22 protein-coding genes are annotated in these 22395 nt (G+C 61.0%); 11 read left to right on the forward strand and 11 right to left on the reverse strand.

From position 1 onward, the window contains the following. Positions 1–241: 241 nt before the first annotated feature. Both ACUZ79_RS13810 and guaB read left to right on the forward strand, forming a co-directional pair. Entirely contained in the window at positions 242–382 is a 141-nt protein-coding gene (locus ACUZ79_RS13810; protein WP_449251938.1) for a hypothetical protein, read from the forward strand. A gap of 155 nt (positions 383–537) precedes the next feature. After that, complete coding sequence (gene guaB, locus ACUZ79_RS13815) at positions 538–1995, forward strand: IMP dehydrogenase (RefSeq protein WP_240824858.1); 1458 nt, start codon at positions 538–540, stop codon at positions 1993–1995. 126 nt (positions 1996–2121) lie between these two features. Here guaB and ACUZ79_RS13820 read toward each other — a convergent pair whose 3' ends face one another. After that, complete coding sequence (locus ACUZ79_RS13820) at positions 2122–2304, reverse strand: hypothetical protein (RefSeq protein WP_449251939.1); 183 nt, start codon at positions 2302–2304, stop codon at positions 2122–2124. On the opposite strand from ACUZ79_RS13820, the gene guaA reads away from it, so the two are divergent. The 9 genes from guaA to ACUZ79_RS13865 all read left to right on the forward strand — a co-directional run bounded on the left by guaA (position 2305) and on the right by ACUZ79_RS13865 (position 9447). Then, positions 2305–3840, forward strand: a complete 1536-nt coding sequence (gene guaA, locus ACUZ79_RS13825; protein ID WP_240824857.1) for a glutamine-hydrolyzing GMP synthase — start codon at positions 2305–2307, stop codon at positions 3838–3840. Between the two features lie 9 nt (positions 3841–3849). Continuing rightward, entirely contained in the window at positions 3850–4542 is a 693-nt protein-coding gene (gene tatB / locus ACUZ79_RS13830; protein ID WP_449251940.1) for a Sec-independent protein translocase protein TatB, read from the forward strand. Positions 4543–4916: 374 nt separating this feature from the next. Further along, a complete protein-coding gene (tatC, locus tag ACUZ79_RS13835) occupies positions 4917–5723 on the forward strand; it encodes a twin-arginine translocase subunit TatC (RefSeq protein WP_449252180.1) in 807 nt (268 codons plus the stop codon). After that, positions 5720–6319 (forward strand): imidazoleglycerol-phosphate dehydratase, encoded by a 600-nt coding sequence (locus ACUZ79_RS13840; protein ID WP_276612889.1) that lies wholly within the window; start codon positions 5720–5722, stop codon positions 6317–6319. The genes tatC and ACUZ79_RS13840 overlap by 4 nt, the downstream gene beginning before the upstream one ends. Further along, positions 6319–6978 carry a hypothetical protein gene (locus ACUZ79_RS13845; protein WP_240824854.1) on the forward strand — a complete coding sequence of 220 codons (660 nt, stop codon included), beginning with the start codon at positions 6319–6321 and terminating at the stop codon, positions 6976–6978. The genes ACUZ79_RS13840 and ACUZ79_RS13845 overlap by 1 nt, the downstream gene beginning before the upstream one ends. Next, positions 6975–7706: a 1-(5-phosphoribosyl)-5-[(5-phosphoribosylamino)methylideneamino]imidazole-4-carboxamide isomerase gene (hisA, locus tag ACUZ79_RS13850; protein WP_449251941.1), complete on the forward strand. Its 732-nt coding sequence runs from the start codon at positions 6975–6977 to the stop codon at positions 7704–7706. The genes ACUZ79_RS13845 and hisA overlap by 4 nt, the downstream gene beginning before the upstream one ends. Positions 7707–8143: 437 nt before the next feature. Beyond that, positions 8144–8536, forward strand: coding sequence for a DMT family transporter (locus ACUZ79_RS13855; protein WP_449251942.1), 393 nt, complete (start codon positions 8144–8146; stop codon positions 8534–8536). After that, a complete protein-coding gene (locus tag ACUZ79_RS13860; RefSeq protein ID WP_240825011.1) occupies positions 8536–8874 on the forward strand; it encodes an SMR family transporter in 339 nt (112 codons plus the stop codon). The genes ACUZ79_RS13855 and ACUZ79_RS13860 overlap by 1 nt, the downstream gene beginning before the upstream one ends. Before the next feature lie 33 nt (positions 8875–8907). After that, the gene (locus tag ACUZ79_RS13865; RefSeq protein ID WP_240824851.1) at positions 8908–9447 is read left to right on the forward strand and encodes a hypothetical protein; all 540 of its coding nucleotides are present in this window, start codon (positions 8908–8910) and stop codon (positions 9445–9447) included. A 48-nt stretch (positions 9448–9495) separates the two neighbouring features. Here ACUZ79_RS13865 and ACUZ79_RS13870 read toward each other — a convergent pair whose 3' ends face one another. The 10 genes from ACUZ79_RS13870 to ACUZ79_RS13915 form a co-directional block, all read right to left on the reverse strand. After that, positions 9496–10071: a histidine phosphatase family protein gene (locus tag ACUZ79_RS13870; protein WP_449251943.1), complete on the reverse strand. Its 576-nt coding sequence runs from the start codon at positions 10069–10071 to the stop codon at positions 9496–9498. Beyond that, positions 10068–11315, reverse strand: a complete 1248-nt coding sequence (locus ACUZ79_RS13875) for a DVU_1551 family NTP transferase (RefSeq protein ID WP_449251944.1) — start codon at positions 11313–11315, stop codon at positions 10068–10070. Before ACUZ79_RS13875 ends, ACUZ79_RS13870 begins: the two co-directional genes overlap by 4 nt. Before the next feature lie 87 nt (positions 11316–11402). Further along, positions 11403–12539, reverse strand: a complete 1137-nt coding sequence (locus tag ACUZ79_RS13880) for a DVU_1553 family AMP-dependent CoA ligase (RefSeq protein ID WP_449251945.1) — start codon at positions 12537–12539, stop codon at positions 11403–11405. Continuing rightward, positions 12539–14008 (reverse strand): radical SAM (seleno)protein TrsS, encoded by a 1470-nt coding sequence (gene trsS, locus ACUZ79_RS13885; RefSeq protein ID WP_449251946.1) that lies wholly within the window; start codon positions 14006–14008, stop codon positions 12539–12541. Before trsS ends, ACUZ79_RS13880 begins: the two co-directional genes overlap by 1 nt. After that, positions 14005–14469, reverse strand: coding sequence for a DVU_1555 family C-GCAxxG-C-C protein (locus ACUZ79_RS13890; protein ID WP_449251947.1), 465 nt, complete (start codon positions 14467–14469; stop codon positions 14005–14007). Before ACUZ79_RS13890 ends, trsS begins: the two co-directional genes overlap by 4 nt. After that, positions 14466–15311 carry a DVU_1556 family methyltransferase gene (gene trsM / locus ACUZ79_RS13895; RefSeq protein WP_449251948.1) on the reverse strand — a complete coding sequence of 282 codons (846 nt, stop codon included), beginning with the start codon at positions 15309–15311 and terminating at the stop codon, positions 14466–14468. The genes ACUZ79_RS13890 and trsM overlap by 4 nt, the downstream gene beginning before the upstream one ends. After that, entirely contained in the window at positions 15308–15523 is a 216-nt protein-coding gene (locus tag ACUZ79_RS13900) for a DVU_1557 family redox protein (RefSeq protein ID WP_192113326.1), read from the reverse strand. The genes trsM and ACUZ79_RS13900 overlap by 4 nt, the downstream gene beginning before the upstream one ends. Next, complete coding sequence (locus tag ACUZ79_RS13905) at positions 15520–18033, reverse strand: pyridine nucleotide-disulfide oxidoreductase/dicluster-binding protein (protein ID WP_449251949.1); 2514 nt, start codon at positions 18031–18033, stop codon at positions 15520–15522. Before ACUZ79_RS13905 ends, ACUZ79_RS13900 begins: the two co-directional genes overlap by 4 nt. A gap of 257 nt (positions 18034–18290) precedes the next feature. Next, the gene (locus tag ACUZ79_RS13910; RefSeq protein ID WP_449251950.1) at positions 18291–21017 is read right to left on the reverse strand and encodes a molybdopterin-dependent aldehyde oxidoreductase; all 2727 of its coding nucleotides are present in this window, start codon (positions 21015–21017) and stop codon (positions 18291–18293) included. A gap of 76 nt (positions 21018–21093) precedes the next feature. Then, positions 21094–22119 (reverse strand): molybdopterin-binding protein, encoded by a 1026-nt coding sequence (locus ACUZ79_RS13915; protein WP_449252181.1) that lies wholly within the window; start codon positions 22117–22119, stop codon positions 21094–21096. Positions 22120–22395 lie beyond the last annotated feature (276 nt).

Genomic DNA, 22395 nt, shown 5'->3' on the forward strand with positions numbered 1-22395 from the left:
CCGCGCGAAGCCCGGCTTTTCAGAAGGCCGCCTGCTGAGCCGCACCATACAACACACGGCGGGCCCCTTGCAAATTTTTGCTAAAAGCTGTACGCCGCCAGCACCCCATTGGACTACAGCAGCGCGCCACGCACTGCCGCAATTCAATGCCAAGAGCCGCGCCACACTGTGGCATAACAGCGGCATACACAAGCGGATTGACACAAAAACCAGTAGCCCAAGGGCGCAGCACCGCCCTGACATGCCTCTGATTTCTGGTCGCGCTGACTTTACCTTCACCCAGCGGCGCAAACACTATTGCCTGCTGACGCGCCCCACCTTGCGGGCCTTGCGCAGTCAGCACATGCACCGCCCGGACGTAAAGCACGCCTTCATGCTTTAGCGCTGAAACCGCCACCGGCAGGAATATCCCGCGTACCCGCTGCCCCTTGAAACACAAGGGCTGGCGAGCGCTGCCATCATTGACATATGGGGCACAAGGGGATAGTCTTTTGGATTATAATTTGCATAATTATCACAGCCAATTACGAGGACGTCATGTTCACCAATCGCGGTAAGGCGCTGACCTTCGACGACATTTTGCTAGTCCCCGGCTTTTCGGACATCACCCCCGACGCCGTTGACATCTCCACCTGGCTCACCCCCGAAATTCCCCTGCGCATCCCCCTGCTCTCCGCCGCCATGGACACCGTGACTGAAGCGGCCATGGCCATTTCCATGGCCCGCATGGGCGGCATCGGCATCATCCATAAGAACATGCCTGTTGCGCGGCAGCGTCTTGAGGTGGAAAAGGTCAAGAAGAGCGAAAGCGGCATGATCCTTGACCCTGTGACCATTTCGCCCAACAACACAGTGCAGGAAGCCCTGGACCTCATGTCCGACTTCCGTGTGTCGGGCTTGCCCGTGGTTGAGAATGGCCGCCTGGTGGGCATTCTTACCAACCGCGACGTGCGCTTTGTGCAGGACGGCGCGGCAGTGCGCGTTTCTGAAGTGATGACCAGCACCAACCTCGTGACAGTGCCCATGGGCACCTCGCTTGAAGAGTCCAAGCGTCACCTGCACGAACACCGCATCGAAAAGCTTCTGGTGGTGGACGAAGAAGGCCTCTTGCGCGGCCTCATCACCATGAAGGACATCGACAAAGTCCAGAAGTACCCCAACGCCTGCAAAGACTCCAACGGTCGCTTGCGCGTGGGTGCCGCCATCGGCATCGGGCGCGACTGCGAATCCCGTTCCGAACAGCTGATCGAGGCTGGCGCGGACGTGCTGGTGCTCGACTCAGCCCACGGCCATTCGCTCAACGTGCTCAACGCCATCCGCATGGTCAAGGGCGCGTTCCCCAACTGCCAGCTCGTGGCAGGCAACGTCGCCACCTACGAAGGCGCCAAGGCCATTCTTGAAGCAGGCGCTGATTCCGTCAAAATCGGCATCGGACCCGGCTCCATCTGCACCACCCGCATTGTGGCTGGCGTGGGCGTGCCCCAGGTTACCGCCGTTATGGACGGCAGCCGCGCCGCGCGCGAGATGGACCGTTGCTGCATTGCTGACGGCGGCATCAAGTTCTCCGGTGATATCGTCAAGGCCCTTGTGGTGGGCGCGCACTCGGTGATGATCGGCTCCCTCTTTGCCGGCACCGAGGAAAGCCCCGGCGAAACCATTCTGTATCAGGGCCGTACCTACAAGATTTATCGCGGCATGGGTTCCATTGACGCCATGAAGGATGGCAGCTCTGACCGTTACTTCCAGGAAAAGAGCAAGAAGCTCGTGCCTGAAGGCATTGTTGGTCGCGTACCTTATCGCGGCCCGGTCATGGAAGCCGTGTACCAGCTCATGGGCGGCCTGCGCTCCGGCATGGGCTATGTGGGCGCGCACAATCTGAACGACCTTTTTGAAAATACCACCTTCTGTGAGATTTCACCTGCGGGCCTGCGCGAAAGCCATGTCCACGATGTTGTTATCACGAAGGAAGCGCCGAACTACCGCATCGAGAACTAGGCAAAACCGCTGCCAGCGGTCTTTTGCCCTCTGCGGCATCAGATTTCGCCTGCTTTTCCGGCAACGTGCCGCTAAAGCACCAACCGGGAAAGCAGGCGCGTCTTATTTGGCGGAGGACAAAAAATCCTAAGGCAACACAAGCGGAAAGCGCTGCGGCCACAAAGCCGCAGATTGCCCACAGGCCCCGGCATCACGACCATCGGGCAAAAGATCGACAAAGATCAGGCGAACGATCAGGAGCAGGATTAACCGGGCGCGCAGTAGCGGCGCACAGCAACAGGCCACGGCCAGCACCAGGCGAGGACACATATGCCCAGCAAAGTCATAATTATTGACTACGGCTCACAGGTCACCCAGCTCATCGCGCGCCGCGTGCGCGAAGCCGGGGTTTACTCCGAAATACATTCCTGCATCACCACCGCCGCTCAGGTGGCGGCAATGAAGCCTTCTGCCGTCATCCTTTCCGGTGGCCCGGCCAGCGTGGGCGAAGCCGATGCCCCGGTTCTTGACCCCGGTTTTCTTGAGCTTGGCGTGCCGGTACTCGGCATCTGCTACGGAATGCAGCTGCTGGCCCAGAACCTTGGCGGTCAGCTTGCCCAGTCGCTCACGCGCGAATACGGTCCCTCCGACCTCACCCTCACCGCGCCCTGCGCCCTGTGGGAAGGCATCGAATCCACCAGCCGCGTGTGGATGAGCCATGGCGACAAGGTGCTTGCGCCGCCGCCAGGCTTTACCGTGACGGGCCGCACGCCCACTCTGGATGTGGCCGCCATGGCTGACGAAGCCCGCAAAATCTACGCCGTGCAGTTCCACCCCGAAGTGCACCACAGCGTGGACGGCGAGCGCATGCTGCGCAACTTCCTCTTCAAGGTTGCGGGCATCAAGCCCGACTGGACCATGTCTTCATTTGTGGAGCGCGTGGTTGCCGAAATGGCCGAGCAGGTGGGCGACCGCCACGTGGTCTGCGCCCTTTCTGGCGGCATCGACTCCACTGTGGTGGCCGTGCTGCTCAACAAGGCCATCGGCAAGCGCCTGCACTGCATCTTTGTGGATAACGGTCTGCTGCGCCTTGGCGAAGGCGATGAAGTGGTCAGCTACCTGCGCGAACACTTTGACCTCAACCTCGACTTCGTGCAGGCGCAGGAACGTTTTCTTTCCAAGCTTGCTGGCGTGGATGATCCCGAAAAGAAGCGGAAGATCATCGGTCACACCTTTATTGAGATTTTCGACGAAGAATCCAAAAAGCTGCCGCAGGTGGACTTTCTGGCGCAGGGCACCCTGTACCCTGACGTTATCGAGTCCATCTCGCACAAGGGCCCCAGCGCCGTTATCAAGAGCCACCACAACGTTGGCGGCTTGCCCGATACCATGAAGCTCAAGCTCATCGAACCCCTGCGCGAACTCTTCAAGGACGAAGTGCGCAAGGTTGCCGCAGAGCTTGGCATGCCCGATTCCATCGTGTGGCGGCATCCCTTCCCCGGCCCCGGCCTTGCCATCCGCGTGCTTGGCGAAATCACCGAAGAACGCCTCCAGATTCTGCGCCTGGCCGACAGGATCGTGCAGCAGGAACTGCGCGAATCCGGCTGGTACCGCAAGGTGTGGCAGGGCTTTGCCGTGCTGCTGCCGCTCAAGACCGTTGGCGTTATGGGCGATGGCCGCACCTATGAGCATGTTATCGCCCTGCGCGTGGTCGACAGCGTGGACGCCATGACCGCTGACTGGGCGCGCCTGCCTGCGGAACTGATCGAGCGCATGTCGAGCCGCATCATCAACGAGGTCAAGGGCGTCAACCGCGTGGTGTACGACGTTTCTTCCAAGCCGCCGAGCACAATTGAGTGGGAATAAGGGGGCAGCATGTTCGGGATAGGAAGCACTGAACTTCTGGTCATCCTTGTGGTGGCTCTCATTGTACTTGGCCCCAAAAGCCTTGCCAACGTGTCGCGCACGCTGGGCAAGGCCATGGGCGAGTTCCGCCGAGTGTCCACAGACTTTCAGCGCACGCTGAATGCTGAGGCCGAGGAAGAGGAACAGCGTAAGCGCAAGCAGGAAGCCGCCAGAGCGGCAAAAGAAGCTGCTGCCGCAGCCAAGGAAGCCCACGCCGCCGAAATGGCCGCTGCTGCCGCAGCGGCAACCGAGGCCCAGCCTGCCGCAACGGCACAAGCTGATAATATTCCTGCCTCAGAGGCGGTAATTGACGCCACGGCCACCCGGCCTGCCTCCGATGCAGGGCAGACCACAGCCACGGCTTCGACAGCAACGGCTCAGCCCGAGGCCCCCAAGCCCACTGTAGCGGAAGCTCCGATTGCCGACGCTCCGGTTGCGGATGCAGCCCACGCGGCAGAGGGCAAGGCCGAGACCCAGCCTGTTGCGGGCACGGCAGCATCCGCCGAAGGGGCAGCTCCGGTTGCACCGCCCGCTGGCAGCCCGTTGGCTGAAGCCCTTGCCAAAACAAAGGCCGAGGCCGAAGCCGCAGAAGCCAAGCTGGCCTCCGCTCCCGCAGGTGCGCCTCAGGCCGCCGCCACCCCTGACAATGGCGGCAAGGCATGAGTGCGGATAAACCCTTGAGCCCCGAGGTGGTCGCATCCCCGTCTACCCCTGAGACCGCAGGGGAACATTCCGACCTCAACAAGACAAATCAAAACGCAGCGGACCCGTCCCCTCAGGGGGCGGCCCCTGCGGATACGCCTGTAGCAGCGGCAGAACCTTCGGAAGAACCCACCGCAGCAACGGCGCCCGAAACGGCACCGGAAGCCACGCCGGGAACACAGGCTGACGGGCAGCCTCCTCTGCCCCCTGTTCCCCCGGCTGGCGCAGTGCAAAGCCCTGCGGCAGAGCCTGAAAATCTGCCCATCCAGAGCGAAAGCACGCCTCCTGCCACGCCGGAAGACGAGGTGGAGGAAGAAGAGGCTGACGACAGGCCCATGGGCCTCATGGATCACCTCTCGGAGCTGCGCGGCCGTCTGGTTCGCTGCTGCCTCGCCGTCATGGTGGGCTTTATAGCCTGCTGGGCCGTGGTTGATCCCATTTTTGACGCCCTTGTGGCCCCCCTGCTGAGCGTTCTGCCTGACGGCTCGCACGCCATCTACACCACCCTGCCCGAAGGCTTTTTCACCCGCATGCACATTGCCTTTGTGGCTGGCGTGTTTGTGAGCAGCCCTGCAATTTTTTATCAGGTATGGGCCTTCATCGCCCCCGGTCTGTATGAAGAAGAAAAACGGAGCATCATACCCGTTGCCGTCATGTCGGCCTTCTTCTTTATCAGCGGCGGGGCCTTCTGCTACTTTGTGGTTTTTCCCAACGCATTTGCCTTCTTCATGAGCTACGCCACCGACACCATCGTAACCATGCCCAAGATCAGCGATTATCTGAGCTTTGTGCTCAAGCTCATTCTTGCCTTTGGCCTTGTGTTTGAAATGCCGCTGTTTGCCTTCTTTCTGGCGCGCATGGGCATTATCACGGCGGAGCTTATGCGCCGTGTACGGCGTTATGCCATTCTGGCCATTTTCATCGTGGCGGCAATTCTTTCACCGCCCGATGTGGTTTCGCAGTTGCTCATGGCCGCGCCCATGCTTGTTCTTTATGAAGTGAGCATCTTTGTGGCGGCTGGTTTTGGCAAAAAGCCTGCGAAAGAAGACGAGTCCGACGAAAAGCCCGAAGGCGAAGACGGCGAAACCGCCGGGACCGAGACAAAACCGGGCAAGGATGAAAATACCTCGGAGAATCCATGAGTGACATCGCCCCCAGAACCTCCACGCAAGAGCGCAAAAGCGCCGAAACCGACATCCGGCTTGAACTGAACATTGACGGTCAGGGCATTACGGACGTGAAAACAGGTTTTGGCCTGCTCGACCATATGTTGACGCTGACAGCTTTTTGGGCTGGTATGGATTTGCGGCTGGTGTGCGAGGGCGACATGGAAGTGGACGCCCACCACACCACAGAAGACGTGGGGCTGCTGCTCGGCAAGGCGCTGCTTGAAGCCCTTGGCGACAGGGCGGGCATTGCCCGCGTGGGCTATGGGCGTGTTCCCATGGACGAAGCCCTGGCGGAAGCCACCGTTGATATCTCGGGCCGCCCCTGGCTTGAGTGGCGCGGCGGCGAACTGCTGCCCCCGGTTCTGGCCGGAGAAGAAAAAGACCTCTGGCGGGAATTTTACAAGGCATTTGCAAGCAGTGCGCGCTGCAATCTGCATGTGGAATTCCGCTATGGCCAGAACGGACATCATCTGCTGGAATCGGCGGCCAAGGGGCTGGGGCTTGCCCTGGCTCAGGCAGTGCGCCGAAACGGCACAACCATCAGAAGCACAAAGGGAGGTCTTGATTGATGCAATCCCGACTTCGTATGCTGTTGCTGCCCGCGCTCTGCCTCATGCTGATCGCCTGCGCCTGCAGCCGCCGTCCCACAAGCACGGCGGACGTTCCCCGCGTTATTTCGCCTTCATATGTCATATCGGTTGCGCCCTTTACCCAGCCGATCAACGCAAGCCAGCTTATTACCGGGCGTATCCCTGATAATCAGGGCCGCATTGCCGATGAGCAGCTTCCCTCGCTTGACCGTCGGTTCCACAATGTGCTTACCGCCGATTCCAAACGTCAGTTCAAGTATATTGACGCTATTGATCTGTCCAGGGATCTTACGCGCTTCCACAGTTCCGAGCAGCCGCAGGCGCTGCCGCTCTGGATTGCCTATGGCAAGAAGCAGGGCGCGCAACTGCTGCTGGTGCCGCAGATTCTTGACTGGCACGAGCGCCAGGGTTCCACGGCCGGTGTTACCGAGCCAGCCCATGTGCGCGTTGAGTTTTTCCTCATCAACATTGCCAACGGCTCCATCATGTCGCGCTCCGTCTTTGAAGAAAGGCAGGAAGGCCTTGTGGACAATCTGATGAACGTCGGTACGTTCTTCAAACGGCGCGGCCAGTGGGTCACGGCTGAAGAACTGACCGAAGACGGCATGCGCAAAGCAGTAAAGGATATGGGTTTATGATTCTGTTTCCCGCCGTGGACATTCAGGACGGTAAGGCCGTGCGCCTCAAGCAGGGCCGCGCCCATGAAAGCACCGTCTTTGCCGAAGACCCCACAGACGCCGCCAAAGCCTGGGAAGCGCGAGGCGCTCAATGGCTGCACGTGGTTGATCTGGACGGAGCCTTTGACGGCGCGGCGAAAAGCCGCGAGATCGTGCGCCGTATCTGCACCGAGCTGTCCATTCCCGTGCAGCTTGGCGGCGGTATCCGCGACATGGCAACAGCCCAGGCCTATTTTGACGCGGGCGTTTCACGCCTGATTATCGGCACCCTGGCTCTTGAACAGCCCGAGCTTTTTGCCGAGATGTGCCGCGCCTTTCCTGGCCGCATTGGCGTTTCGCTGGATGCAGATGGCGGCAAACTCAAGACACGTGGATGGGTTGCCGATACCGGCCTGACCGTTGACGGGGTTCTGCCCCGCCTGCTGGCCGATGGCGCTGCATTCATCATCTATACGGATATTGAACGCGACGGCATGCAGTGCGGCGTCAACGTGGCCGCTCTGGAACATCTTTCGCGCCTTTCCACGGTGCCTGTCATCGCGGCGGGCGGAGTGGCGACGCTGGCAGATGTGCAGAAGCTCTATCCCCTCACCCGCAGCACCAGCCTTGCTGGCGCTGTGAGCGGCAGGGCGCTGTACGAGGGCACGCTCAACCTTGAGGAAGCCAACGCCTGGATCGCCGCCCAATAAGCGGCACATAATTGCAGAGACAAGGCGGGCCGCATGGCCCGCCTTTTTTATGATGAACTTTCGATCGGTTACGCCTGCAATGTGCAATCATGAGTCAGCCTGAACAAGGCTGCATTCATCAGCCCCAGAAATAGTCAGCGCATACTGCAACCTTGACTCCCCAATCTCACGGCCTTATGTTCTATCCATGTTACACTTCAACTCTGCTTTTATGCCTCTTTTACGCCCATGCGTTTCGGGCTTTCCTGAAGAACGCTACTGGCGTTCCCTGCTCTAGCATCTCTCGCTACTTCCTCTGGTCATAGCCATTGTTGTCCTTCTATGCTGAAGGATTATCTTTCTATTTTTTGCGAGAGATTTTTATGCTTAGATCAAAACCGTATCATTGGTGCTGCCTCCTTGCCTCCGTATTTCTGGAGGTAGGCGGAACACTTGTCATGAAGCTGGCGCAGAGCTGGGATTTTCCCCACGCGCAGGTTTTGGGGCTGGTTGTCATGTGGCTGGCCATCGCTATGTCCTACTATTTTTTGTCCAAGGCCGTTACGGGCATTCCCGTTGGCGTGACCTTTGCCTTCTGGGAGGGGTTGGGCCTGACCTGCATCACTCTGGGCAGCGTGCTTTTTCTGAACGAAGCCCTGACCTTGCGACGCGCGCTGGGTCTGGCCTGCGTGCTGTCTGGTGCTTTGCTGGTCAACTATGGTACCGCGCACGGGGCACCAAAGCCCAGCCGCGAGGACTCCCCCACGGCCAGCAACAAGGCTGAAGCCCGCAAGCAGCGCGCAGAAGCGTCCGCCGTGAATAACGGCCTGGCCGCAGGAGGGAACAGATGATGGATATTTCAAGCCTGTTCCAGAACGCCGCCCTGCCGCTGGTTTTGCTGGCTGCCGCCCTGGACGTGACCGCCAATATGCTGCTCGTGCGCTCCGACAGCTTCCGCCGCCGCGCCGTGGGCCTGCTGGCCCTTGCGCTGGTGGGGCTGGCTTTCTATTGCCTTTCACTGGCAGTTCATCATATGGATTTGGCCGTGGCTTACGCCATGTGGGGCGGTTTTGGCGTACTTGGCACTTCCCTTGGCGGATGGCTGCTGCTGCGCCAAAAGCTCAACCCTAGCGCATTTGCGGGCATTGCCCTGCTTGTCTGCGGCATGGTGTTGCTGCACACGAGCTGATTTAGGGCCGGATAGTTGCTTTCAGGAGAACGTATGAGCAAAGGTTTTTGGGACTACCTGTCGCACTGGCAGAAGGTCTTTCCCCGTCGCCGTGCCGTCAGCTGGCGCGAAGGATGGCTGCAAAACGGCTATTGCCGCGATTGCCGCTATTGCTGCGGCCCGCAGGATTCCAACGAGCTTTTTCCCATGGGCCTGCTGCCCGAGCAGTTGCGCCCCGGCCTTGCCAACGACTTTTATCTGCTCAACAAGGATACGGCCTTTATGGACGGCCGGGGTTGCCGCTCGTGCACCAATCAGGGTTGCCGTCTGCCCCGGCCTGAACGGCCTGTGGCCTGCGGGCTTTTTCCTTTTGTGCTGAACGCGGGCGAGATGTATCTTTATCAGATTTGCCCGGCGTCGCTCTTTACACCGCTGGCACGCATGGCTGAGCTGGGCCGCGAAGCGGCGGACTGGCTGGCGAAATTCAGCCAGCACGAGCAGGAGCATATCGCCCTGAATCTGCCCGCAGAGGTGCTCACAGACCGTTACATCAAGCTGCACATCCGCGTGTACAATCCCACGGCCTGGATCTGAGGCAAAAGGGAGTGCTGCCAGCGCGTACAGGTTGCGGCTGTGGGCGGGCTACCATTCCGGCACAAAGGCGCGGCAGCCGTAGTATTGGGGTATGCGTAGCACATCCCTGAGCGGCAGGGCAAGGTAGTGGGCCAGCAAGCTGCCCAGAATACCCGCATGCGAAACCATGAGCAGGGTTGCACCGGGGTAAAGCCTGCGCCAGCGCGCCACAGCCGCCAGAGCGCGGCGCTGGGCCTGCATGAAACTTTCACCCTGCGGGGGGCAAAAATGCGCCATATCCTGCCCGCGTGCGGCATATGCGCCGGGCCATGCGCGCTCAATTTCCGCCTTGGTCATGCCCTGCCAGAGGCCAAGATCAATCTCGCGCAAACCGGGCTCCACATGCAAGGGGGGCCGCCCCTGCGGCACTGCCTCCATCAGGATGGCGGCAGTCTCACGGCAGCGGTCAAGATCCGAGCAGATGACCGCGCCAAGCGCGCCCTGCACCGCTGGCATGAACTGCTTCGCCAAAAGCCGTATCTGCTCCCGGCCCGCATCACTTAAAGGAATATCCCTCGCGCCGACCATGCGCCGCTCCGGATTGGGCGGCAACATGCCGTGCCGCACCAGCCAGATGCCGCTCATGCAACCTCACGCCGGGCAACATTGCCGCGCGCAGCATTGCAATTACGCACAAGGGCGCGTTCCGCCACCAAGGCGGGTTCTTTGCCTATTTCGCGGGCAATGCGCTCTTCCAAAGCCTTGACGCGACCAAGCCGCCCCCGGATGGCCTCGCAGGCCGGGGCATCCTGGGCATAAGCCTCCAGTTTGAGGCCAAAGCGCCGCTGCACAGGCACAAAGTTGCCGCCGTAACAGTATTTGTCGGCCAAATAGACCAGCTCGCGCTCTGTGACCGGCTCGTCCTCCGGCAAGGACAGATCACGGTGATCCTGCACCAGACGCGCCATCTCCGGCAATTCCAGCCGCCGTAAAAATTCCCCAGCAGCAGCCTCATGCCTGGGCTGGCCTTTGCAGATATCGTGCAGCAACCCACCAGCCAGCGCCAGGCGGGGATCCACCCCGGCATCATAGCCTGCGGCCTCACGCACGTGCGCGAGAGCCTCGGCCAGGCAACAGGCCACAGCCCCCACTGCCCGCGCGTGACGCAAGCCTTTTTCCGGCACGTTGCACATACGCAGCAAGCATTCCGCCTCAACGGGCGACAAAGTATGCCGCTCACTAGCCAGCACGCGCAGGCGCGCATAGTCGTCTGGGGTGTCCATATCTTCCAGAATCAGGGCGTCAGCCACAGGCACCTGCCGCAAAGGCGCGCCTTCCAGCGCCCCACGCAGCCCGTTTTGCCCCTGGTGCGCCAGAATATGCGGAGCCAAAGCCATGGGAATCAGGGGAGGATGCCCCTCCTGTCCGTCAAATGTCGGCACAAGCACCGGCATGGACGCGGCCTTGCCGCTCACAGCCAGCTCTGCCGCCTGGTTGGCCTCTTCCTGCCCTGCGGCATCAAGCAATGCCTTGATGGTCAGGGGCCGCACCAGCGGTACATCCACAGGCTGCACAAAAAATTGCCCGTTAAAACCGCCCTTCACCAGAGCTTCCACGCCTGTCTGCACAGATGAAAACATGCCCCGCTGCGGGTCGGGATTGCGCACTGGGGTCAGCCCCAGCGCCAGAGCCTCTGCTTCCACAATTTCGGCATGGAAGCCGCTGATGATCACCACATCTTCCACACCAAGGGCACGATACAGACTGACCAGCCCCCTCAGGGCGGAGCAGCGCCCGCCTTCTGGCAGCGAGGGCAGGGAAAGCAGTGCCTTGGCTGCCCCCATGCGCGAGGCCATGCCTGCGGCAAGAATCAAAACGGCTGGTTTCATGTGCTTTCTTCTTCGCTTTGTTGCGCTGAAAACAATCACTGTGTGGAGCCAGATACAAATACCCATTGTTGGGCATGGCATCAGACGCTAAACACCCCGCCCCTTGGCCGGGCGCACGATGCGCGGCGGCTGCCCGCTTTTGCGTTCAATGCGGCCACGCACAGGGCCGAGCCTGCGCAAGGGGCTGCCGCAGGCGCAAGGGGCTGGCAGCAGACAGGCCACATCACCAGTTCGATATCGCACCAAGGGCATGGCCTGTCGTTGAAGCGTGGTAATGACGACCTCGCCCTCCTCGCCTTGGGCCAATACTTTACGCCCTAAAATATCTACTATTTCTATCAGAACGTCCAGTTCGCGCACGTGAAAACCCTGATGTGCGGGGCATTCCACCGCGCAACCGTAGGCGGTTTCGGTGAGGCCGTAGTGATCCAGAATCTCGCATTGCCACGCCCGGCGCAAGGCCAGACCAAGCGCATCGTCCAGCGGCTCAGCGCTGGTGAGTATGCCCGCAAGCCCCTGCGGCCCCCGTTCGGGGAAATGTTTCAGCAAAAGGGCCAGTTGCGCGGGCGCGGCCACGAGGCAATGGGGCTTTGTCTGCTCCAGCCACTGGGCAAGAGCTTTGCCCTGCTCGCCGCCCGCCTCTGCGCAAGTGCCTGTATTTGCCGCTGGGATCGCGTGAACTTCCGGCGGTGGGGCCAGCACCTCTACATCTGACGCTCTCAAAGCCTGCCGCAACAGGTCGGCCACGCCATCAGGCCGTTCCGCACCGGGCAACAGCACTGCCAGCCGCTGCCCTGCGCCCACAAGCTGGCTCATGCCCACGGAAAAAAAATCACGCGTGCGGGCCAAATCCGCATCAGTAAAGGCAAGCCGCTTGGGTTGCCCCGTGGTGCCTGACGTGTGCAGCGTGACCATACGCTGCACATCCCCCTGCGACACGCACAAAAAATCACCCCAGTTGCGCAGGTCTTCCGCAGTGGTGAAGGGCAGGCGCTCCAGATCATCCACACTGGTTATATCCAGATCGCACTCCCGCAAATGTCTGGCATAAAACGCCCCATGCACGGCCTGTCGCAAGGTGCTGCGCAGCAGGGCCGCTTGCGTAATCACCAGCTTGCCGGGCAGTTCCCCGGCGCTACGTGCCCCGCACTGGCGGGCCAGCCAGCGATCAAGCGGGCAGGAGCCGAAACCCGTTATGGAAGGTTGATTCGCGGTATCTGTCACTATGCGTCACCATACAGGCGCGTGCCATCGCTGGCAGTGAGGTTATGCAAGCAGAACGGAATCATGCGCCCGTCAGGCCGCACCACATGGATGCAGCAGCCGCGTACACGGTCAAGGTCGAGGCTCAGGGCATCCTGAAAGGCCATGGCCGAAAGTGTGAAACGCTGCTCTGCCCCAGCCTGAGCCAGAAATCGGCTGAAGCCGTCCGCACTGGCCTTGCTGCCTGCGCTGCCAGCGTCAGAGCCAGATGCGCCCCCACAGGCGCAGGCAGATTCCCCGCCGTCGGTGCCGCCCTTCCAGTGCAGGGCCACAAACTGCTTGGCCTTGCGCGCGCCGTCCTCCGCTGATGGCGGCACTTCCGCTCCAGCAGACTGCGGCGCAGGTGAGCAGCACGACTGCCCCGCATCGGCCAGCCATTCCAGCGAAGGTACACCGTTTTTTTGCACCCGACGGTACACGGCACTGAAGGAACACAGCTCGTTTTCACATCCAGGCGGGTGCAGGTGGCTAGGGCTGACCATTTCCGGTGCCTGATGGGCCAGTGCTGCCATGACTTCGGGCAGGGTCAGGCGCGGGGCTTCCTCCAGCCGCCAGGGGTAGCGGCCAAAAAATGCTGCTGGCTGCATGTGCAGCCCCCGCACCGCCGGGCCAAGCTCCAACGCCATGCGCAGCAGATCGCCGAGTTCACCATCGTTGACGCCTCGTACGAGAGTTGCCACCAGCACCACGCCAAGCCCAGCCTCTGCGCAGTTGCGCACGGCGCGGCGCTTGAAATCAAGGCATTCCCTGCCCCGAAGGCTTGTAAAACTGCTTTCGCACACGCCGTCCCATTGCAGATAGACAGAATCAAGCCCCGCCTCGCGCAGCACGCGGGCATAGCCCTGCTCGCGCGACAAACGCAGTCCGTTAGTATTGATCTGCACCAGCCCAAAGCCGCGTTGCCGCGCAAGTGTGATGATCTGCGGCAGGTCATGGCGCATGGTCGGCTCTCCGCCGGATATCTGCACGTTGCAGGGGCCGGACGCTCCCTTGAGGGTGTCCATCTGCGCCGCAATCACACTGAACGGAACGTCTGCCGCCTCGCCGGAAGATTGGTTCGACATAGAACCAGCAGAAGCATAGCACACAGGGCAGGACATGTCGCAACGCATGGTGACCTCAAACAGGCCCGTGCAGGAATGTTGGGCGTGGGCAGGGCAAAGGCCGCAGTCAAAGGGGCAGCCATCGCGGATGGGCGTATACGGGTTGGTCGGGTAGGAGGGGCTTTTGGGCCGCGACCATGCTGCAAAGGGCGGCGTGGCAACCGCACCGGGCTTGGCCTCTCGCCATACGGGGACACTGAACGTGCCGTGATCCGGGCAGGTTTTGCGCAGCACAACCGTAAGGGCATCCTTGACCGAACGTTCATAGGTGGCCTCTACCCGGCGCAGACACACGGGGCAAAGGCTCTGGGTGCGGCGTAAGGTCATGCCTTTTCCGTCAGATCCAGCTCGTAACTCTGAACCAGTTCCATGATTTTCCCCCAGCATTCCGCCAGCAAGTCGCCGCAGGCCACAGGATTTGGCTGCTCGCCCGCAGCACCGGAAGTCGCGCCGAGCCCAACCGCAATCTGCCCGCAACGCTGACCGCCGTAAGCTTCCGTGCGGTCATAAAACCATGTGGCGTAGTCATTGAGCAGGGGGGTGAGCATGGGATGCGGGATTTCATCTTCCGCCCCCTTACCCGCGACCAGAGCAAGAGCGCAGGCCCCGCCGGTCAAAAGGCCACAGGGGCCGTCCGATTGGCCGATACCATGGCACAGGCCCTGCGCGGCGCGCACAACGCCGGGGTTCTGCCTGTCCTGAGCCTGCAACATGAGCAGGAGCAGCAACTGGCTGCAACAATAGCCCTGATGCACCAGGGGCAATAATTCCATCATCATGGGATTCATGGGGTCTCCTTTCGGGCAATCCAAAGGCCGTATCCGTAGGCGCGCCAGCTTTTGCCGGGGGCGGTTCCCCCGCACTTGCACCCTTGAACGGGCCGGGTTGCGTCGTCGCTGTACCAGATCATGCGGGCGGCCAGTTCCACCAGAGCGCGGCTGTTGTCCTCAAAATGCAGCAGGTGCAAGCCAGCCGCTTCCACAAGCCCGCGCCACGCAGATTCAGGCCGCGCACCCGCAAGGCACGATGAACCCGGTGCGGCGTATTTTTCCGGGAGTGGCTCAGCTGTCGCTGTTGTCGGCGGGATGGATTGGGACGAGTTCGATTGTACTGCGCTTGCGTGACCGGAACAGGAACAACTGGAGCGGGAAGAGCCTGCACCAGAGCAGCCGGTGCTGCCGGGGCGTTCATACCCTGGCCGCAACATGAGGTCGCTGACCACCATCACCCCGCCGGGGCGCAGGGCGCGGCAGGCGGCACGCAAGGCCGCAAGGGGATTGTGCAACAGGGAAAGAACACATTCGCACACTATGCAGTCGCAGGAGTCTGCGGTCAGCGGCGGGCGCTCAAGATCGGCCTGCACAATGCGGACGTCAGCAGAAGGGGCTGCATCCACAGGAAGTCCGGCCTCAGCGTGTTTGTCCAGCCCCACGGCACGGTAGCCCATCTGCGTGAGCAGGTGCAATGTCGCCCCTGCCCCGCTGCCAAGGTCAAGAACCAGCCCGCCGGGCGCAAGCAGGCCCGCAGAAGCGCACCACGCAAGCGCTCGACGCGTCAGTTCCACGCCACCGGGACGCCATGCGTCACCAGCTGCGCGGCGAAAGTCCGGTCTTTCCCACAGTGCGTTCATTTATCTTCCAGCAGAGCTTCCACTTCAAGCATCTTGCCTTCGGCCAGAGATTTGGGCACCTGCGTCAGCCCGCACTTGGGGCAGCGCGGCAAAAACACGTCAAAGGCGCTGTTGAGATAAAAAACAGGAACCTTCACCTGCTCAAGGGCAACGCGGCAACGCCCGCACACCCACTGGCCGCCGTCCGGCCCGTAGTTTGGCCCCATGCTCATGACTGTTCACCTCTCTGCCCGCCATTTTGCGCGCCCAACATGTTGGGGCGCTGCCCATCGGTGCAGCACTGGTGGCTGTTGATGACATCCGCAGCTTCCTGACCGCCGGAACCCGGCACCACCATCCGGTGGCACCACGCATCGTGCAGGACAAAGACCTCGCCCTGCGCTTCGTATTCCACCCAGAAAGTCACCTTTCTGGGCCGCCACGAGCCAAGACGATGCCCGTCATCCAGATTCTCGAACCAGTGCCCACTGGCCTCGGCCCCCACAACGGCCCCTTCCACGTCTGAAAGCAGAATATGCCGCTCTTCCAGCCGCGCCAACACATCCGCCGCCACCAGCACCCTGCCCTTTCCGGTCGGCTCGGGCGTGTCTGCAAGCAGGGCCTGTTGCCCGGCGGCGCTGCCATATTTTTCCAGCAGTTTGCGGCGCAAGGCAGCCCTGTTGACGCGACGCGCCGAAAGGCCCGGCCCTTGAGCCGCGCCGGACTGAGCCTTGCCTGACGCTGGCAGCAACAGATCAAGCAGATGCCAGCACTCCTTGCCGCTGGCCGCCATGCGGTCACGGCACATGATGCACGAGGCAAGGCCGGGGTGCTCAAGCTGGGCGGCCCGGTGATCGCTCATGGCTCGCGCTGTTTCCGGCTGGGCGCACCACACAAGGCCGCCGTAGCCGCAACAGGCTGTAGATGCGCCGGAAAGGCGCGGTTCTTCAATTTTTGCCCCGCATTTGTCAGCCAGGCTGCGCACAGCGGCAAGCCAGGCCGCATCGTGCCGGGCGGTGCAGGGATCCTGAATGGAAAAAACCGAGGGCAGTGAATTACCAGCAGTGGGAGCCTCAAACGGCAAGCTGTCCAGCACCTCCCACACGGAAACAGTCTGCGCTTCCGGCAGGGCCTCGTGCAAGGCCGTAATACATGAAGAACAGGCCGCCATAATGCGCGGCTTGCCTAGACCCTCCCAGGCGGTGCGCAGTTTGTCCGTATGCTCCTTGAACAGGGTGGTTCTTCCGGCCCAGCGCGCTGGGATGCCGCAGCAGGAAAGCATGATGCCCACGCCGGATTTCAGGCCGTTGCCAAATTTTTCGCACAGCAGATCATAAAGCGCCGCCGTTTGTTCCACGCGGGCCGCAGCCAACTGACAGCCGGGGAAGAACAGCCACTGCTCGCCCACCGCCTGACTCGCGTCAGCGCCCTGGGATTCTGCGTCTGGCGACAAGGGCGGCAGCACAAGGGCGCATTCCGGCCCGGAGGCGCTTTCCATATCCTCAAGCGCAAACTCGTGGGCCGTGGGCGGCATAAAGCCGCGTTCCACCATGTCTTCCCGTGCGGAAAGGCACAGCTCGGCCATGGAAAAATTCTCCGGGCACAGCTCCTCGCACTGACCGCACAGGGCGCAGCCATTGATGAGGGCATTGGCCGTGTGCAGGCCCTTGACGATGGACGCGTTGTTATTGACCTGACGTGCGTAGAGGCGCGGATAGCCCTTGTATTTCTGCAAATATACGCATTCGCGCACACAGATCATACACTGGCATTGCAGGCAGCGCTCCGCCTCGCGCGCGGATTCCTCCGCCGAATAGAGCGGATCGCCGCAAACAGCCTGCGCGGCTGGTTCCACGCGCGGCACGGGCGCAATACCTGTCACATCGGTGTGCAGCGGCCCCTGAGATTTGTCCCGCGCGGCTGTGAGGGAAACGCCGCTGGTCACGCGCTCCATTGTCTGGGCGGCATGCCGCCCCTGCCCCGCCTGACGCGAAGGTGAGGCGAAAGCGTGACCTGTGGGAGTGCGGCTTCGCCAGCCAGCGCAGCAGATATTGTCGCGCCAGAGCAGGGTTTCCGCCTCCACCAGCGCTTCGTCTGGTGCAAGACCGGGGGCAAGCTGCTGCACGGCATCAGCATCCACCAGTACGGCGTCATACTCCGCCGCCAGCTTTTCCAGCAGCGCGGCATCAAGCGTTGCCTGAGTAAAACTGACCTTCTGGCGGCCAAGAGCTTCCATGTCTTCGGCCAGAAAATCCTTGGCAATGCCCGCCGTATTGTCTGCCGCCAGTGCGGGATGCGCTGCCAGCAAAAATTCACCCGGCGCGCCAGAGTGAAAGACTGTAACGGGGTAAGCCTTGCGCGACAGATCCCAGGCTGCCGTGAGCCCGGCAAGCCCGGCACCCATGACGGCCATGCGGAATTTTTTGGGCGGCAAAGGCAGCATACGGGTCTGCGTACCCACCGCAAGCATGCACGAAAGTTCAAGCCCATGCATGGCGAGGCTGCCGCCCAGATCCTGCCGCAGACAGGAGTTTTCACAGGGATGATCGCAAATGCGGGCAATGATGCCGGGCAGGGGCAAATGCCGCTCAAGCACCTTGCGGGCCTCCCCCTGCTTGCCCTCAGCCATGCGGGCCATGAAGGCGCGCACATCCAGATCAAAAGGACAGGCCACCCGACAACGGGGCGGGCTTTCCTGTGTGCAGTGCAACTCTATTTCGTGCAGACGTTGTTGATCCATCATGGCGATTGTTCTCGCTGGCTTGGTGCAGACAGGCGCTGCTGCAAGGGGCAGGCGGCGCAGGTTGCCGCCGAAAATACAAACGGAGCTTTCAGAGATACCCCCGAAAGCCCCGCTGCAAAAACATTGCACACCGTTACGGCGCTCATGGCCCGGCGCGCGGTAAACCTGACGAATAAACATGGGGCTGGGATATGGGGAGAACCCCTTTTCAATCAGGATTCTCCCCAGTGTCTCCAGATGTTTACCGCAATCTTACGCTACTTGGGCATGGCCGCCAACACCTTTTCGGGGCGGGCGGGCAAGTGGCGCACGCGCGCGCCGCAAGCATTGTAGATGGCGTTGATGATGGCAGGATGCGGCGCGGTGAGGGGCATTTCGCCCACGCCGGAAGCGCCGAAGGGGCCAGCCTTGCGGGGGGTCTGCACATAGACGATTTCCATGTCGTCAGGAATCATCTTGATGGTGGGCACGCCCGCGCCAGCAAGGGTGCTGTGCTTCTTCAGGTCTTCGTAGTCTTCGGTCAGGGCAAGGCCAACGCCCTGCGCCATGCCGCCGTAGATCTGGCCGTCAACCACCAGCTTGTTGCACAGGGTGCCGATGTCAGCCACGCACACAAGCTTTTCAACCGTGGTCTTGCCGGTTGCGACCTCAACGGCCACTTCGGCAAGGAACAGACCGTACATGTAGCAGGCAAAGGGTTCGCCCTGGCCCTTGGCGTCGCAGTCCTTGGCCGGAGCAGACCACTTGCCGTCATAGTGCACGGGGCGGCCTTCGGCCTTCATTTCCTCATAGGTGAAGAAGCCGCCGCCGGTGGGCTTGCGCATGCCTTCAATAAGCATTTCGCAGGCCACGCGTGTGGCGTTGCCAGTGACAACCTGGGAGCGCGAACCGCCAGCAGGACCGGAATTGGGGGTCTTGCTGGTGTCGTTCATGACCAGATGGATGTTTTCAGGCTTGATGCCCAGGGGACGCAGTGCTTCATGGGCGGTGCCCAGAGTGCCGGAGTCAGCGCCCTGGCCGTGGTCTTCCCACGAGTTGCCCACAGTGACGCTGCCATCGGGGTTCAGTTCAGCCCAGGCTTCGGAGGTGTCCGGCCCGTCAAGGCCCGCGCCATACACGCCAAGGGCAATACCCACGCCGCGTTTGACTTCGGCGGTGGACTTGGCCTTAACGGTCTTTTTGGCTTCTTCGTAGTAGGGGCGCATTTTCTGGAACATTTCGGGCAGGCTCATGACTTCAGGCACCTGACCCGAGGGGTTGGTATCGCCTTCGCGGTAGCAGTTCAGCTCGCGAATGTCGAAGGGATCCATACCCAGCTTTTCAGCCAGTTCGTCCATAAGCACTTCGGAGGGGAATTCGGTTTCCGGCGCGCCGTAGCCGCGGAAAGCCGCACCCCAGCAGTGGTTGGTGGCAACGGTGCGGCCCTTGCCGCGAATGTTGGCGATGCCGTAACCAGCGCCGATATACTGCGCGCCGCGCAGGGTGAGCAGATCGCCGAATTCGGAGTAGGGGCCGTGGTCAACGCTCCAGTCCGTTTCCATGGCAAGAATCTTGCCCTGCTTGTTGGCGGCAAAACGCACGGTCGTCCAGAAGGGCGAACGCTTGCCGGTGTAGTTCTGCTGCTGTTCGTAGTTGTAACGCAGGTGGCAGGGACGGCCCGTAGCCATAACGGCCACGCCCACAAGGGCTTCCATGGTGGGGCTGAACTTATAGCCAAAGGTGCCGCCGGTGGTGTTCTGCACCAGCACGAGATCCTTGGGGAATTCCAGGCCGAGGCCGGGGGCGATCATCAGCGCGTGCAGATGAATGGCAACGGACTTGGAGTGGATGACCACCTGGCCCTTGTCGTTCACATAGCCGTAGCCCACATCGGGTTCGATGGGCAGGTGGGGCTGGCGCTGGGTGTAGTAATCGCCTTCCGCGATGACGTTTGCCGGATCATTGAAGAAGGGAGCGGTATCCGCGCCTTTTTCCTCAAGCTGGTCGTAGTAGATGTTGGGGGTGCCGGGGTGGATTTCGATGGCGTCCGGGGCCATGGCCTCGGGGGCGCTCATGTATTCGGGCAGCAGCTCAAGGTCAAACTTGACCTTTTCAGCCGCAGCGCGGGCGTTGCATTCGGAGTCAGCGCAGACAATGGCCAGCGCATCGCCGTACTGGAAGATTTTGGTATCGTTAAGGATAGGACGTTCCCAGCCATCGCCCTTGTTGGTGGGGAAGGTGATCAGGCCGGTGATGCGGTTCCTGCCCTTCACGTCCTTGTGGGTCAGCACCTTGTACACGCCGGGCATTTTTTCGGCTTCAGAGGTGTCTATGCCCTTGATGTTGGCATGAGATACCTTGGCCTGGGCAATGGCGAGGTGCAGGGTGTTGGCGGGCAGGCGGTGCGCCGCGTCCGCGCCGAATTCGGCAGTGCCCGTCACCTTGGCGACGGCAGAAGGACGGGGCATGGTGGAACCCCAGATGCGGCCATCGGCAGGCATCTTGAAGGTAACGTCGTCCAGCGTTTTATCACCGCGCATGAGGGCGGCAGCGTCCATGACCGCGTCCACCAGGGGCTTGTAGCCCGTACAGCGGCAGACGTTGTGATTTTTCTGGAACCAGTCGCGCACGTCTTCACGGCTGGGATTGGGATTGGAATCAAGCAGGGCCTTGGCCGAAACGATGAAACCGGGGGTGCAGAAACCGCACTGGGCCGCGCCGTGGTAAATCCAGGAATGCTGGAGCGGATGCAGGTTGCTGGGCGTACCCACGCCTTCAAGCGTGGTTACGGCGGCGTTTTCCGCCACGCGGCTCATTTTGACCACGCAGGCGCGTACAACCTTGCCGTCAAGGATCACCGTGCAGGCACCGCACTGGCCCTTGCCGCAGCCAACTTTGACACTGGTGAGCTGCAGCTGATCGCGCAGCACGTCCACAAGCATATCGTCGGGGTTAGCCAGCAAGCGCCGGGGAATGCCGTTAATCACAAGGGTTTTTGTTTCCATGCGCGACTCCTTTTAATGATGAACAAAGGTATATGCCTGCGCGGTAAATCCGCGCCCGGGGTCAGATTTCCGCCTCCTATTTCCCGAACGGACAGATAGGATAGCGGCATTCTTCACACTGGGAGCAAAAGCCCCCGTGCCCCAATGCGGCCACATCGGCAGCCGTCACCTCAATGCCGGCCAGCAGGCGCGGCACAACGAGATCAAAAATGCTGGCCTTGTGGTACATGACGCATCCGGGCAGCCCCAACACGGGCACCCGTCCTGCCGCCCCCTGGGCATAGGCCAGAAGGAACATGGCCCCCGGATACACAGGCGCGCCATAGCTGACCACCTCCGCTCCGGAAGCGCGGATGGCAGTTGGCGTGCGGTCGTCCGGGTCAACAGACATTCCGCCTGTTACCACAATAAAGTCAGCGCCCTGTTCGAGAAAATCCCTGATTGCTCCGGCAGTCATGGGCACTTCGTCGCTGGTGAGGGTCTGCCCCACCACCGTGCTGCCAAGAGCGGCAAACTTTTTGCGCAGCACAGGGCCAAAGGCATCCTGAATGCGCCCGTAAAATACTTCGCTGCCTGTTGTGACCACGCCAACCCTGGCGCGACGCAGAGGCAGAACTTCAACGACCGGCCCATCGACGAAAGATTCTAGCTGCCGCAATTTTTCATCCTCAATCATCAACGGCACCACGCGGGCTCCCGCTACCGAGCGCCCCTTGGTCACGTGCTGCATGGAGTGGATAGTTGCGACAGAAATTTCGCCAAGGCTGTTTATACGGTTGAGAACAGGCACATCCACCCGCAGCAGCCCGTCACAGGCGACCTTGAGGTCGATACGCCCTTCCTTGGGCTCCGTGCACGTCAGGTTGCCGCCGGAAACGGCAGAAATAACACGCGCGGCGGCATCGTTTTCGTGAACCATGCCGGGCAGGGATTCAAAAACATAAAGATGCTCTTTGCCAACCTGCAGCAGCACCTCAACGTCTTCTTCCCGCACAACATGGCCTTTGCGAAAAACAGGCCCTTTGCTTTCACCAGGAATAATCCTGGTGATGTCGTGACACAAAATACTGCCCACGGCGTCATGCACATGGATGGTTTTCATTGCCAGTTTGGACATGACCTCTCCCGAAGCTGACTTCTAGATTGTGCATAAAATACCACCCTTACAACAAATTGCAAAATAAAATTCCTTATTTATTAATTGTGCTTTTGCTAACCATCCGGCTTACCATGGTATCAACAGATAAATTCCTCTTTTTTACAAAAAGCGTGACTATTATCCCTGCGAGCAGGACTCAACCAAGGTCGCAAGCGCGTGAGGCATTGACAGCCGCGCGTTTCTTTGCGAGAGGGAAGGAAAAAAGCCGCTGTATTTGCC

The sequence above is a fragment of the Desulfovibrio faecalis genome (assembly GCF_053570625.1).